General features: G+C 42.4%; 6 protein-coding genes. 4 read left to right on the top strand and 2 right to left on the bottom strand.

Going from position 1 to position 15,704, the window contains the following annotated elements:
• The first annotated feature begins 70 nt into the window (after positions 1 to 70).
• From AC1TO5_RS10485 to AC1TO5_RS10475, 3 genes are all read left to right on the top strand, one after another.
• Entirely contained in the window at positions 71 to 1,267 is a 1,197-nt protein-coding gene (locus AC1TO5_RS10485; protein WP_482062754.1) for an Ig-like domain-containing protein, read from the top strand.
• A gap of 547 nt (positions 1,268 to 1,814) precedes the next feature.
• Complete coding sequence (locus AC1TO5_RS10480; RefSeq protein WP_482062753.1) at positions 1,815 to 2,807, top strand: S-layer homology domain-containing protein; 993 nt, start codon at positions 1,815 to 1,817, stop codon at positions 2,805 to 2,807.
• A 187-nt stretch (positions 2,808 to 2,994) separates the two neighbouring features.
• Positions 2,995 to 6,462 carry a carbohydrate-binding protein gene (locus tag AC1TO5_RS10475; protein WP_482062752.1) on the top strand — a complete coding sequence of 1,156 codons (3,468 nt, stop codon included), beginning with the start codon at positions 2,995 to 2,997 and terminating at the stop codon, positions 6,460 to 6,462.
• A 510-nt stretch (positions 6,463 to 6,972) separates the two neighbouring features.
• On the opposite strand, the gene AC1TO5_RS10470 is transcribed toward AC1TO5_RS10475, so the two are convergent.
• Entirely contained in the window at positions 6,973 to 12,492 is a 5,520-nt protein-coding gene (locus AC1TO5_RS10470) for a sugar-binding protein (RefSeq protein WP_482062751.1), read from the bottom strand.
• 778 nt (positions 12,493 to 13,270) lie between these two features.
• Between AC1TO5_RS10470 and AC1TO5_RS10465 the strand changes: the two genes are divergently transcribed.
• Positions 13,271 to 15,010, top strand: a complete 1,740-nt coding sequence (locus tag AC1TO5_RS10465) for an ABC-F family ATP-binding cassette domain-containing protein (protein ID WP_482062750.1) — start codon at positions 13,271 to 13,273, stop codon at positions 15,008 to 15,010.
• A gap of 422 nt (positions 15,011 to 15,432) precedes the next feature.
• Here the strand turns inward: AC1TO5_RS10465 and AC1TO5_RS10460 are convergent, their stop codons facing one another.
• Positions 15,433 to 15,612, bottom strand: a complete 180-nt coding sequence (locus AC1TO5_RS10460; RefSeq protein ID WP_482062749.1) for a hypothetical protein — start codon at positions 15,610 to 15,612, stop codon at positions 15,433 to 15,435.
• Between the last annotated feature and the right edge of the window lie 92 nt (positions 15,613 to 15,704).

The raw sequence follows: 15,704 nt of genomic DNA, 5'->3' as shown, positions 1-15,704 counted from the left end.
GATGCTTTATACCCCGTCCATAGCTTTTACAAAATGGTATGGATAAGTTTTGGAGAGGTGGCGTTTGTCAATGAAAAAATTATTTAACCTTATCGTTATCATTTCTATTATTTCGTCGCTGTTTACGACTGTATCCTTTGCAGAGAGCCGAGAAGTAATTGACGTAACAGGAGTAACACTGAGTCTTAATCTCACTCCAGGAAATAGTGGACAGCTGACTGCGACAGTGGCTCCATCTATTGCAGCCAATAAGGAAGTAACCTTCTCATCAAGCAATACAGGTGTCGCAACAGTAACTGGGGCATTTTACAATCCTGAAGCAGGAACTACAAGTATAACTGTAAACGCAATAGCTGCAGGATATGCGGTCATTACTGCGACAACAGCAGATGGTAATCAAACAGCGGTATTTAATGTAACGGTAACTCAACCCTTAGTACCTACAGCTGCACTTTCAGCAGACAGCAGTGTGAAGCCTGAAAGCAGCTTTACAGTAGCAGTTAACTTGAACAACTTGGAAAAAAGTGTTTATGCAGAGGATCTCATTCTTTCTTATGATTCCAGCATATTTGAGTATGTGAGTGCGGCAGGAGCAAACAGTAACATCCAGATCATTGAAGAGGACAAAGGCACTACCGGTAAAGTAAGACTCATTGCCGCCAATATCGGAGGGGTATCTGGAGCCAGCACAAAGATTCTGAATCTGATCTTTAAGGTAAAGGCGGGTGTTCAGAATACCACTGGAACGATAGCAGCTACCCAGGCAAAGCTTGGTGTGGCTCCTGACGGAACTATGATTGAGGCGGCTCTTGGCAGCAAGAGCATTGCAATAGGCAGGATTGAGGTGGTAGACAAGTCAGCTTTAGTAGCAGCCATTACTAATGGAGCGAGCCTGTATGACGCTGCAGTAGTTGGCACACTGCCTGGACAATACCCGCAGGAAGCCAAAGATGTATTCGGTGCTGCTATCAACGCAGCAAAAGCTGTAAATGACAACCAAAGTGCGATACAGTCCGAGGTCGATCGTGCCGTCACAGCACTTAACAGTGCAGTAGATATCTTCAAGGCAGCAGTTATGAAGCAAGTGTCTGCTGACCTTAACAAAGACGGAAGCATTGATGTAGGTGACCTTGCGATGGTTGCATACCATTACGGTAAAGACTCTGCTGGAACGGATTGGCCAACAGCCAAGATTGCTGATATGAACAACGATAATAAGATTGATATTATAGATCTTGCGTATGTTGCTTCCAAGATACTCGAATAAGTGATCTGCTCAATCGTGTGGTTTGAAGAGTGTCCTCTATGATGATGGGGGTTTGAGGTAAGCCCCCTTGTGTAATCCTATCTTACAGAGGCTCTCTTTTTTTTCAAAGTTCAAGTTTTTCTTTTTACACACATGATAACGGTCGAAACAAAAGCAAAAGTAATCTGGTATCACTCCGGAGATACTGTCAATTAACATTCGAACAGTTAATTGTTAAAAATTCCAAAAAGTACCTAAAAATTTATACTTTTCAAACAAGAAATTCCATCGTGATTCTAAGGTGGCAAAGTTATAATAAAAGCAATATAAATCAAAGGGGGATAGGCAAAAGAATTACTGTAATCTAGAAGTGTTAATTAATGAGTAGGAGGAGAAGCAGCCTAGCATTGTATGATTTTATGGTTTTCTAATATTAACAAACATAAAATTTAAAGCGCTTAGAAAAACAACTATTGAATTAATAGGTAAATCTTGAATCGCATCAAGTGACGACTTCTAAAGTCTACTTATACAATAATCATTCTATTCTTACGATAAGGAGGTTAGCATGAGAACAGGGAAATTAACTATAGTAATGTTTTTAGTTGCAGTCATGATAGCAGCTTGTATACCCGGAACAGGATATGCAGAAGGGGATACGGTCTTCACTCTGACTAATAATAAAGACAGCGCTTTGCCTGATCAAGCGTTAGTAGTTACGGTGAATGGCAGCAACTTAAAAGACCTCTATGCATATGAAGCTTTGATTACGTTCGATCCTGATATTGTTGAGTTAGATAAGGCGGAATCAAAGCTAGAGGGTTATTTTATACAACCCAAGGTAGATAAAGGAAAAATGACTATAGCGTTCACGAAAATTGGAAAGAAGGCAGGAGAAAAAGGGAGCATAGCTCTGAGTACCATCGCCTTTAAAGGGAAGGCTCAGGGAAATGCCAAAATTAAGCTGGTATCAGTGAAGGCACTGGATCAGAATCTAACAGCTACTGTTTACAGTTATGGAACCACCTTCGACGATCTAGCAGGCTATGATTGGGCTAAGATGGAGATAGAGGCTCTTGTATCATTGGGAATAATTAAGGGAACATCAGCTACTTCCTTTAACCCGGGAGACAACATTACTAGGGCAGATTTCATTAGCTTGCTGGTCAGGGCATTAAAAATTGATGCAGAAGTAGACGGCAGTTTCATGGATGTAAAACAGTCTGACTATTATTACAAAGAGGTAGGGATAGCAAAAAAACTAAGAATTGCTCAGGGAACAGGCGACAACCAGTTCGAGCCGAGGAAAAGCATATCCAGACAAGATATGATGGTGCTGGCCGAACGAGCAATGAAAATTGCTGGTAAAATGCAGGATGAGTCAGTCTCGGATTTAAACAAATTCAGTGATTCTAGTGAGGTAGCTGCTTATGCAGTAAGACCCTTGGCTCAACTGGTCAAGGAAGAAATCATCCAGGGCTACAATGGCATGATTAAGCCCAATGCTACGGCGAAAAGAGCGGAAGCAGCCGTTATCATATACAGGTTATTGAACAAGTAGATAAAATAAGGTGGCATATGGGGCTACACAGGTAAATCCGTGAGGTGGTCGGTGATGGATCTTTAAGATTTACTGTTACCAGTAGTGAAAGGAGGTGTTTACTCTCAAGAGGGGTCAAACGCAACAATTAATTAAATAATGAAGGTGGAGGTTTTTCATAATGAAAAAATGGAAAAAAATTCTATCGATGACGATGACTTTAGCTCTTGCAATCACATTATGCCCTTTAAGCCCAGGTGCGATAAGCGTACAGGCTGCAGAAGCTACGATCACTCCAGCGATTGCTAAAACGCCGGGTAACAATAATCCGCTATTTACTCAAAAGTTTGGTGCCGATCCATATGCAATGGTTTATGATGGTAGAGTTTATATTTACATGACAAATGATATATTGGAGTACAATGCTAACGGAACTGTTAAGGATAACGGTTATGGTTTGATCAATAAGATTACGGTTGTTTCGTCCGACGATATGGTGAACTGGACAGATCACGGAGAAATACCTGTAGCCGGGGCGCAAGGTGCGGCAAAATGGGCAAACAACTCATGGGCGCCAGCAGCTGCACATAAAACGATAGATGGCAAAGAGAAATTTTTCCTTTATTTCGCGGATAGTGCTAACGGTATTGGTGTGCTCACAGCGGACAGTCCGATCGGTCCATTTAGAGATCCAATTGGAAAGGCTCTTATCAATAGAAATACTCCAGGAGCTAGTAATGTTACTTGGCTTTTTGACCCTGCGGTGCTGATTGATGATGATGGAACTGGTTATATTTATTTTGGCGGAGGTATTCCGACGGGTAAAGATGCTGACCCGGGAACAGCACGAATTGCAAAGCTCGGGGCGGATATGACCAGCTTGGATCTGGCTGCTAGTGGCGGAGAAGCTGTGCCGATCAATCCACCATGGTTGTTTGAGGATTCAGGAATCAACAAATACAACGGGAAATACTATTACTCCTATAGCACTAATTTTTCTGGTAATCATCCACCGGAATTCCCTACAGGAACTATTGCCTATATGATAAGCGATAATCCTATGGGCCCATATACCTACGTGAAAACAATACTGCCCAACCCTGCAACATTCTTCGGTGTTGGAGGCAACAACCACCACGCCATGTTTGAATTCAACGGCGAATGGTATATCACATATCATGCTCAGACCGTTGCAAAGGCAATGGCTGAAAGTGGGACGGTACCAGAAATGGGAGGGCAAGCACATGGGTATCGCAACGCACACATCAATAAGGTAAGCTTTGATGATAAAGGTGTCATCCAGAACATTACTGGCGATTATAAAGGTGTTCCGCAGCTAATAAATTTAAATCCCTATACGAGGGTAGAGGCAGAAACTATTGGTTGGAACGGAGGAATATCCACTGAAACCACTACTCAACCAGGAGCAATGGTAAGCGGAGTAAATCTGGCAGTTAGCAACATAAATAATGGGGATTGGACAGCTGTATCCAAAGTTGATTTTAGTGATACAGGCGCGGGAACCTTTACAGCAAACGTTGCAAGCGGTTCCAATGGCGGGGTAATTGAGTTGTATCTTGATAGTGCTGATGGAAAATTGATCGGTTCGCTACCAATTTCTAATACAGGCGGAGAAAATATTTGGAAGACAAAGACAACAAATGTTTCTGGTGCTACAGGAGTCCATGATGTATATATGGTATTCAGGGGAGCGTCAACAGGTAATCTCTTCAAGGTAGATTATTGGCAGTTTGGGAAAAAGAGCGAAGCTCAGGATCTTGCTGCAATCAACGTATCAATCGATAAACAAAAGATTGATATTGTTTCCGGGACCAACCAGGCAAGCATGAAAGTTACAGCTATATACACCGATGGAACAAGTGCAGATGTTACTGCGCAGGCAGTTGCAACACCGGTACAAAGTGGTATTTTAAGTATCAGCAACGGGTTAGTAACCGGAATAGGCTATGGTTCAACAGACATCAGCATCAGCTATGGCGGAAAAACTGATACAGTCCATATGTTAGTAAAAGATTTGAACAGTGAATTAATGGTAAAGCAGATTACAGTTAACAATCAATCGGTTGCACTGGATTCTGGCAGAACAGCAACATTTAAAGTAACAGCAGAGTATCTTGACGGACACACTGAAGATGTAACAAAAAAAGCAACCTATAGCAATCCAAGTCCGAATATTGCAGATGTTTCAGACGGTACAATAACGGCTAAAGCCAGCGGAACAACGAGTGTTGCTGTAAGCTTTAAGGGAGAACTTGGCGATGCTGCAACAGCGCAAATTACTGTCACTGTCAATACGCCTGTCTTTGTTGCCATTGAGGCAGAAACAGCAGCAGAAAACTCGGAAAACGCCTATGTATCTGGCATCATAAACGACCATACCTGGTCGCTTGTTGACGGACAGTCCACGAAAGCTATGCTATTTGGACCTGACACTGACTTCAGTATGCCAGGTACGGATACAGCTACCTTGGCTTCAGGTTCCAGACTCGGATATAAAATCAATTTTACGACTGCAGGAACATACAATGTTTGGCTGCTCGCAAAGAGCGTTGATTTTAATTCGGACTCCATCCACGTTGGATTAGATAATGAGTATAAATTCACATCCAATGGTATTCAGGCTGTTAGCAACAGTCAGTTTAAATGGGTGAATCTCAGTAATGGTGGTACAACTGTGCCCGGGGGAACTCCTTTGAATATAACTGCTGGCGTGCATGAATTGAACTTTTGGGGAAGGGAAGACGGACTAATCATAGACCGGATTTATTTAACGACAAGCAACTCGACCGCAGATCCTGTCTGGCCCACCATTCAGCCACTTGTACCTACAGCTGCACTTTCAGCAGACAGTAGTGTAAAGCCTGGAAGCAGCTTTACAGTGGCAGTTAATCTGAACAACTTGGAACAAAGTGTTTATGCAGAGGACATCACCCTGTCCTATGATTCCAATGTATTTGAGTATGTGAGTGCGGCAGGTGCCGACAACAATATCCAGATCATTGAAGAGGACAAAGCCACTGTCGGTAAAGTAAGACTCATTATCGCCAATATTGGGGGGGTAACTGGAGCCAGTACACCGGTTCTGAATCTAACCTTCAAGGTAAAGGCTGGTGTTCAGAATACCACCGGAACAATTACAACTACCCAGGCGATGCTTGGTGTGGCTCCAGAAGGAACCGTGATTCAGGCGGCTCTTGGCAGCAAGAGCATTGCAATAGGCAATATTGAAGTGGTTAAAGACAAGTCAGCTTTGATAGCAGCGATTTCGGATGGACAGAGCCTGTATGACAATGCAGTAGTTGGCACACTGCCTGGACAATACCCGCAGGGAGCCAAAGATGCATTCGGTGCTGCCATCAACGCAGCAAAAGCTGTAAAGGATAACCAAAGTGCAACTCAGACCGAGGTCGATAGTGCCGTAACAGCACTTAACAGTGCAGTAGATACCTTTAAGGCAGCAGTTATGAAGCAAGTGTCTGCTGACCTCAACAAGGACGGAAGCATCACTGTAGGTGACCTTGCGATGGTGGCATACCATTACGGCAAAGACTCTACCGGAACAGATTGGGCAACAGCCAAGATTGCTGATATGAACAACGATAATAAGATCGATATTACGGATCTTGCGTATGTTGCAAACAAGATACTCGAATAACGGATCCACTTATGCGTGCGGGTATATTTATCTTATTAGTTACGTAAAAAACTGATTCTAGTAATGCCCTATTCCAGAAATTTAGAAATCGATAATAGGGATAGGGCATACTAGAATAGGTGGTATTGTTGAAAGAAGGGCTGTCCCAAAAGTGATATGCTCCCCATACGGTAGACAAGTGAATTTAAAAAAACCCTGTCTCACGCAGTTCAAATCCAGATGCACTTTTTATATATATCTTCGAATTGAATAATTCTATAGATGAGAACAAAGTAGCAAATGTCCTGCATACGAGTCATGTGGTGTAATGACTATTAAATTGCTTGACCACTTCTTAATATTTTATTAGGGAGTGGTTTTTTATGCTTTTAAAGTTTGCGTGTAAGGATTTTTTAGACGATAGGTGTGTTTAGCAGCATCAGACCGGAGATTTTCTTTGTAAAATAGAAGAAGACCCTTCCGGCAGGATAATGTCCAGCCAGAAGGGTCCATATTTTTCTGTTTACGCTTTTACTTAGCTAGATATTCGATGAATCTTACAAAGACGGTTGCTACTTCGGCACGGGTAGCGGTACCTTTAGGGTCAAACAAGTTCTTACCCTTGCCTGTTACAATGTCGATGCCTTGTAGCGCCTGAACAGCCTCCAATGCCCATGAACTGATCTCGCTTTCATCCGCGAAGGACTGAGCTTGGTTTTGAGGAATCTCATAGCCCTTGTAGTTCATGTAGTTGTACAGTATCACTAGCATCTGTTCGCGTGTCATCGATGCATTAGGATCAAACAGATCTGCGTTTATACCGTTGACTATGCGGTTTTCAGCCGCCCATCCGACTGCCGCCGTGTACCACTGTCCGTCCGCCACGTCGCTAAAGCGAGAATTCATGTAGTCGGAACGGTCTACGTTCTCAAGATTGGCCAGTACCTGCACGAACATCGCGCGAGTCATTGAGGTGCCCGGTGAGAACGTCGTGGATGACGTGCCGTCGAACAGACTGAATGTGTAAGCGGAGTTTACGTAGCTGTAGAACCAGTTGTTATCGTTGACATCATTGAAAGGGTTGCTCGACACTACGATGAAGCCTAGTTCAGTGTCGTCATCGAACACAAGCTCTGTACCCTCATGGATGTTCAGCGATATGCCGTTGTCGCCTGGTAGTGTCACTTCGGCGCTCTTGTCTGCCGGAATGGTCACCTTACCGTTTGAGTCTATAGTTGTGCCTTCAGGCACCTCAATCTTCGTCCCGCCCTTGGTCACAATCTCGCCACCGCCAGGCAGGGTAATATTGCCTTTCGTGTCTGTAATCGCTGGCTTATCCTGCGGTGTGTTTACTGTGTAGGTCGGCTTCGACGATCCAGTGTCTGTCTCGGTGCCCGTATTGCCGGTGTTGTCCGTATTGTCAGTGTTCCCGCCAGAAGGATCGGTCACAATAGGAGTCGTCTTCTTCTTCGGCGTCGCCGTCACACTTATCTCCTCACTGTCGCCCTGCGCGTTCACCGCGACGACTTTGAAGGTGTAGCTTTGGTTGTTTTTCAACTCCGTGAAAATATAATCGGTCGTCGTATCACCCAGTATGATCGGCGTCTTGTTGTCATACCAGACCTTGTAGCCCAATATCTCGCTGCCACCGTCGTCAGCCGGAGCAGTCCAGCTCAATGTGACCCGTCCGTCGCCCGCCGTCGCTTTTAAGCCGATCGGAGCACCGGGCACGTCTTGTTTTCTCTGAGCAAACATCCAATCAAAGACGTCTGTGTAGTCATTGTCCCAAGCCGGCAAGTTAGAAGACTGTGATGCCGGAGCAATGCTCCAAGTCCCTATAGTAATCTGGTTGTAAAGAACCGCCGCTTCTACTTCGTGTGCTATATAGTCTTGCATGACAGGGTCGTTTTCTGGATTTGGTCTCTGACTTGGCTGATCAAATTGATTGAATGGCCACGTAAGAGCCTCATTGCTCTCAAAACGAGAAGCCCTTGCGTTGGTCATTTCCGGCATATTGTTATTTATGAAGTTATTGAGGTTAGTCTGGTATCCTCCAACGTTATGAGCATTTACAAATATCCAATAGGCCAGGTCTCTGTGGGCTTCGTTATCGCTCGCTTCGGGTGAGCCGAATACCGGGGCCATAGGTGCACCTGCTGCGAAGAAGCCAGGATATGTGTTAATTAAGGTGTTCGTATACGCTCCACCCCATGAAAAGCCCGCCACATAAATACGGTTAGGGTCTACTAATCCGCTAGCCACTAAGTCGTCAATAACTTTCTTAACATCGTCTGATTGTGGAGTAGAAGTCCCATTATAGGAAATATTCAGAATATGGCTAGCATAATTAACAGGATTTTTTCCCATATTCTTCATCAGAGCAACCGAACCGTTAGCAGATTTCATAGACGCTTTTTGGTCGAACTGTGCCTGTGTGCCGCCGCGTGACATACCGTGAGTATAGACATATAGCGGCATTCCTTGCAACTCTTCACCTTCTTCATCCTTGTGAAGGTAGAGCGCGTAATTGACTGAATCGCTCGTATGTGTTGTAAACTTGTCAAGGATTGGATTCACAACATTTTCTTGTTTAAAGACGACGTAGATAAGCGGTTCGCCTTCAGTTAGCACGATATCTTCGTTTTGAACAATGTTGTAACTTTGCCTTGTCGAGTTGCTACTGCCATCCAGCGTTGTACTACCGCCGGCTTCTGTATAAAACTCAAACTCAACTACGATGTAACGGCCACTTGACAGTCCGTCTTGATAATCCGGTGAATTGCTTACCTTCCCAAGATAGCCGCGCACTTTCGGTTCGTCATTGGCGTATACTCTTGTGATCTTGCGCGTTCCTTCAAAGACCACTGAGTTACCGACTAGGGTCGTGTTTCTAGCTGACCCGGTAAACAAGCCCGGATGAAGTTCGGAACCTAACGCTTCTTTCCCTTCGCCTAAGTCAATGATGACAGCCGTTGTGTACTCGCCACTAGCAAAGTTGTCATTCCATACGATAAAAGGAAGCTGATTAGCGGCTGGATCATCTTTAAATGTCACGTGAATTTTATGATCAGCACTAATATTTGTTAAAGAAAAAGTATTATCGTTGGATATAGTCACAGCCTCGTCATCTACTGTTACGGTATCTACAATTTTGCCGTGATCAGGGGAAATTGTATATGTTTTGTCTGAGCCAGGAACGACTCTCAGAACATTGCCGAGTGCGTTCGGCGTTATTGTGCCGCCCGTATCTGTCGAGAGGGTGATTGAAAATCTAGTGTCCACTTCATTGGCTAGAGTGAGCTCCAAGCTGTCTGCAAATGCAGCATGGCCACCGAAACCTGTGTCCGGATTTCCGAAAGCTGAAACGACTTCATAGCGATCTCCACCATTTTCCGTCGAGTTATTGATATAAACCTCGAAGGTAAGTTTGCCTGGCTCCAAGGTCAAGTCACGTTTTGGGATTCTCATTTCCACGATGTATCCTGTGTCCGTGATCTCAGTCCACGCAGCTCTGTCGGTATGGGACTGTCCTGAAAACACGCCCGTTGAACTGACACGCCATTGGTTGGAAGCGCTGGATCCTGCGCCGACATAAAACTCTAAGCTGTCGTACGTATGATTCGAACCGGGTCCCTGATATAGATCACTATCCTCTACAACTACGCGAGCATACACGTTTTCATTGTCCCAAAGAACCTTTACTGTGCCCGTAGCATGCGGTCTTGGGTCATCTGGTACAGTGCTTTTGTTGATCGGATACTCCATTGTCTTGTTCCACAGTGGGTCGTTGGATCCGATCTCAGGAGTTCCGAACATGGCGGTCGGACCATCAGGCAGCACGCCTAGTTTACTCTGTACGAACATCCAATCAAAGATGTCTGTGTAGTCAGGTAAGTTAGGGGACTGTATAATCGGAGCTATGCTCCAAGTCTCCTCAGTAAACGGATTATCCATAGTAATCTGGTTGTAAAGAACCGCTGCTTCTACTTCGTGTGCTATATAGCGAAGTAGTGGAGGATCGTTCACCATATTTGGTCTCTGACTTGGCTGATCATATTGATTGTATGGCCATGTAAGAGCCTCATTGCTATCAAAACGAGAAGCTCTTGCATTGGTCAAATCATCAATATCGTTGACCATGTTATCGACGTTACTTGCTCCAGAGTCATAAGTGTTGACAAATAGCCAGTAGGCCAGATCTCTGTGAGCTTCGTCTGCGCTCACCGACGGCCAGCCAGATGAAATGCCCAAAGGAGCAGCTGCCGCGAAGAAGCCAGGGTAGGTGTTAATTAAGTTGGTCGTAACCCCGCCACCCATTGAAAAGCCCGACGCATAAATACGGTTAGGATCTACTAACCCGCTAGCAACCATGTCGTCGATAATCGCCTTAATATTGCCTACTTGCGGAGCAGAACCGTCACTATAGGAAATATTCAGAATATGGCTGGCATATTTGTCAGGATTTTTTTCCATTCTCTTCATCAGAGCAACCGAACCGTTAGCGGATTTCATAGACGCTTTTTGGTCGATATGTGCCTGTGTACCACCGCGTGAAAAGCCGTGAGTATAGACATATAGCGGCATTCCTTGCAACACTTCACCATTTTCATCCTGGTGAAGGTAGCGCGCGTAATTGACCGACTCGCTGCTCGTATGTGTTGTAAATTTGTCAAGGATTGGATTCGATACATTTTCTTGTTTAAAGACGGCGTAGCTAAGCGGTTCACCTTCAATTAGCATGATATCGCCGTCTTGAACAATGTTGTAATTTTGCTTGGTCGAGTTACTGGCATCCAGCGTTGTATTACCGCCGACTTCTGTATAAAACTCAAGCTCAACTACAATGTAACGGCCACTTTCCAGTCCGTCCTGATAATCCGGTGAGTTGTGTACTTTCCCAAGATAGCCACGCACCTTCGGTTCGTCATTGGCGTATACTCTTGAGATCTTGCGCGTTCCTTCAAAGACTACTGAGTCACCGACCAGGGTCGTGTTTTTAGCTGATACGGTGAACAAGTCCGAATCAAGTGCGGAGCCTAATGCTTCCTGCCCCTCACCTAAGTCAATGATGACAGCAGTTGTGTACTCGCCACTAGCGAAGTTGTCATTCCATACGATAAACGGAAGCTGATCAGCGGCTGAATCATTGTTAAATGTCACGTGGATTTTATGATCAGCGTTAACATCTGATAAAATGAAAGTATTATCGCTAACAGTCACAACCTCTCCATCTACAGTTACGGTATCCACGATTTTTCCGTTATCAGGGATAATCGTAAATGTTATGTCTGAGCCAGGAACAACTCTCATCACATTGCCGGGTACGTTTGGCGTTATTTTGCCGCCCGTATTTGCCGAGAGGGTGATGGAGTGTCTAGTGTCCACTTCATTGGCTTCAATGAGCTCCAAGCTGTCTCTAAATGAAGCATCGCCATTAAAACCAGTGTCTGGATCTCCGAAAGCGGAAACGACTTCATAGCGATCTGCGCCAGTTGCCGTCGAATTATTGATATTAACTTCGAAGGTAAGTTTGCCTGGCTCCAAGGTCAAGTCACGTTTTGGGATTCTCATTTCCACGATGTATCCTGTGTCCGTGATCTCAGTCCACGCAGCTCTGTCAGTATGGGACTGTCCTGAGAACAGGCCCGTTGCACTGACACGCCATTGGTTGGAACCGCTGGATCCTAGGCCGACAAAAAGCTCTAAGCTGTCGTACGTATGATCCGCACCAGATCCTTGATATACATCGCTGTCCTCTACAATTACGCGAGCATACACGTAGTCAGAGTCCCAAAGGATCCTGGCAGTACCCGTGGCATGGGGTCTTGGGTCATCGAGCACAGTGCTTTTGTTGATGAGATGCTCCATTGTCAGGTCCCACAGTGGGTCATCTGACCCGAGTTCGGGAGTTCCAAAAATGGCGGTCGGCGTTTCGTTCGCTTCTGAGATCTCGTTGTTGTCAGTGTCAGCGGCAAAGCTGACAGGCATTAGCGACGCCACCATTACCAAACAACAGAGGAACGCGAGCATTTTGCTAAATCGTTTTGACATAAATGAAAACCCTCCTTATTTTTCGATACGGTGCGCCAACGGCTTACCCGCATCGTATTCGGACACCTTGTCGATTTGACAAGTATCCAAATATATATTATAGATTTTTATCTTTTCTAGAACACTTTTATAATATAATCTATCAAAATATGAAAACGCTTACTATAAAAATTATCTAAAAATAATCAACTGGAGAAAGCCATTGAAGACCATAAAGGTACTATTCTCATGATTTCCATTATATACTCCTTTCAAATTTTATGTTTTAGCAAACCAAATATTGAAAATGTAATGCTAGATACATAGCATCATCCTTTCATTTATTGCAATTTCGTTTTAGCATAGATTGAGTATAACAAAAAGGTTTTAAAAATAACATCAAATTATGGATATCCAAAATAACTATTTTCCGATTGCATACATAAGTCTTTAGGCTCATTAAAAATGCTATTTCTATAAGTACTTAGACCTATATTAGTAACTATGATCTTCATCGCACCTCCTAAAAAAGGATAAATTGCTTGCTGTTGATCGTTCTTTGTAATGTATCAATACTCATCTGTTCAAAAAATGCAGGTTTATTTCCCCAAATATGAGCGACAATATCGTTTTTATATGTTGCAACAGGAGAAGATAATCATGTTCATTCTGCACCATTTTCCTTATAATGATAAGGTATGTCATTTTTGAAGAGTTACAGAAGCATTGTGGGAATAATACTTCATTACATGAACATTTAATAATAGTCACTATTCTAGTTATAAAGAGAGGTAACACTATGATAAAAGTTAATAACTTATCCTTCTCATTTCCGCAAAAAGAGCTATATAAAAACATTTCATTTACGTTTGAAGAGGCACAACATTGCGCTTTTATAGGAACAAGTGGCAGTGGGAAAAGTACATTGATAGATATACTGATGGATCCAGAAAGGTATATGTTCGAGGGCATGTTAGAAATAGACCCGACTTGCAAAATTGGGCATGTAAGTCAATTCTCACAACTAGACAAAACTAAAGAAACAACAGTTTTTGAATATATCGGGGAAGAATTTATTAAGATACAAAATGAAATAACATCTATTTGTACTGAAATGGAAACATCATCGGATATTGATTCGTTATTGGAAAAGTATCAATTAGCTTTAGACGCATTTGATTCAATCGGTGGGGATGATTTTGAAAGCAACATTAATAAGAAACTAAATCTAGCAAACCTCATGAAGCTAAAAGATCTTAGGGTATCCGACCTGAGTGGTGGGGAATTCAAACTTATTCAAGTGATGAAGGAGATGCTTAGTGGTCCAGACGTAATGATTATGGACGAACCAGATGTGTTTTTAGACTTTGAAAACCTAAATGCGCTTAAAAATCTTATTAATTCTCACAAAGGAATACTGCTTGTTGTTACGCACAACCGATATCTATTGAATCATTGTTTCAACAAAATTATACACCTTGAAAACACGGAGATCCAAGAGTTTGATGGGCGATATATTGATTATAACTTCTTATTACTTCAGACTAAAATTGAGTTACAAGAACTCACAATCGCTGATAATGAAGAAATTGAGAGAAACGAGAACATAATCGTTAATCTTAGAGCTAATGCAACTTATAATCCAGCAGCATCTAGAGGGAGAGCATTAAAAGCTAGAGTTAAGGTTCAAGAAAGATTGGAAACGCGTAGAATTAAAGCGCCATTTGTTAATATTAAGCAACCGAATATTAGTTTTGGTATCGATAATGAAATTGAAGACACCATTGTTGTAAATGTCAATAATTATAGTGTTGCCTATGATGATTTGCTTTTAGACAATGTTAACTTTGAGATAAAATCTACTGATAAAGTAGCCATTATTGGTTCAAACGGTACCGGGAAAACGACTTTACTCCGAGATATCTTTAAAAATAATCATGATTCAATTGAAATAAATGCTGATGTTAAAGTGGCTTATTTATCTCAGAATCAAGGCGAAATGCTAAAGGATTCTAATACAATACTAGAAGAATTCATCGATGCCGGGTTTAAAACTTATGATGAGATTAGATCGTATATTTCAAACTATGGCTTTGAAGGAGAAATCGTTAATCAAAAGATAGAGTCTTTATCTGGTGGAGAAAAAAACACGCTTCAGTTGGCTAAAGTTTCTGCCAGTAAAGCAAACGTATTGCTTCTTGATGAACCGACAAGTCATTTAGACACTTATACACAAAAAGCATTGGAGAAAGCCATTGAAGACTATAAGGGTGCGATTCTCATGATTTCTCATGATTTCTATTCTGTTGTAAATGGTATGGATTATGTTTTAATCATTGACGAAAAGACGATTAGAAAAATGAGTATACGAAAATTTAGACAGATGATTTATGCTAGTCATTTTAATATGGACTATTTAGAAACTGAACAAAATAAAAAATCAGTTGAAATGAAAATAGAATTGGCATTAAAAGATACTGATTTTGAAACTGCAAAAGTATTGATTGATGAGCTAGAAGAGCTGATTAAGTTGCTTTAAATTCCAACCCTCTGATTGAAGCGATTAAGCGGTAAATTGAATCAACGATGGAGCTAAAGCTCCATGCGGAAATCTAGACTGTAAAGCCTTGTGGGGCAAGGGTTTCTCATCGGAGAAACTGTAGACCATGCCAATAGAGAGAAAGTAACTGTCATGAAGTATGATCCGAATTTGTAATAAAGTAAGACTGTAAGGGAGGCTGTAACATAGCTAGCCTCTAAGATATGCAAAGGGCTGCAATCCATTTTGGATTGCAGCCCTTTGCATATATATTCATTTTTTGGAAAGAGTTTACTTCCTTATAGCACATTTTCGCGAATTTATTGCCAACGAAATGGTAGAGTGTTCAGTTTATCTCATGCGCTCATTTAATGACATAGAGCGTGATGTGAACAAGATTAGAGAATATATGAAGAGCATCTCTATAAAGTTCGCTCAATCTCACCGTCAATCAATTTGAAGTGAACATTAAGTGATGTTCCGCCTTGAATATGTTTTGGAACATTGGATACATCAAGTAATTCATTTAAATGAATAGATTTTTTTTCATTTGCTTCAAATGTGGTGCTATATGGACTAGCTAAATTCATAAGCGATTCCATACGAGTACCATCATGAGATATAGCATTAATGCCACTTGCTAAAGTTTCTTGGTACAAATTAATGAGTATTAGTGGTAATAATCTATATGCTA

The sequence above is a fragment of the Paenibacillus sp. Y930 genome (genome assembly GCF_056786375.1).
This window is presented reverse-complemented; position numbering and strand designations above follow the sequence as displayed.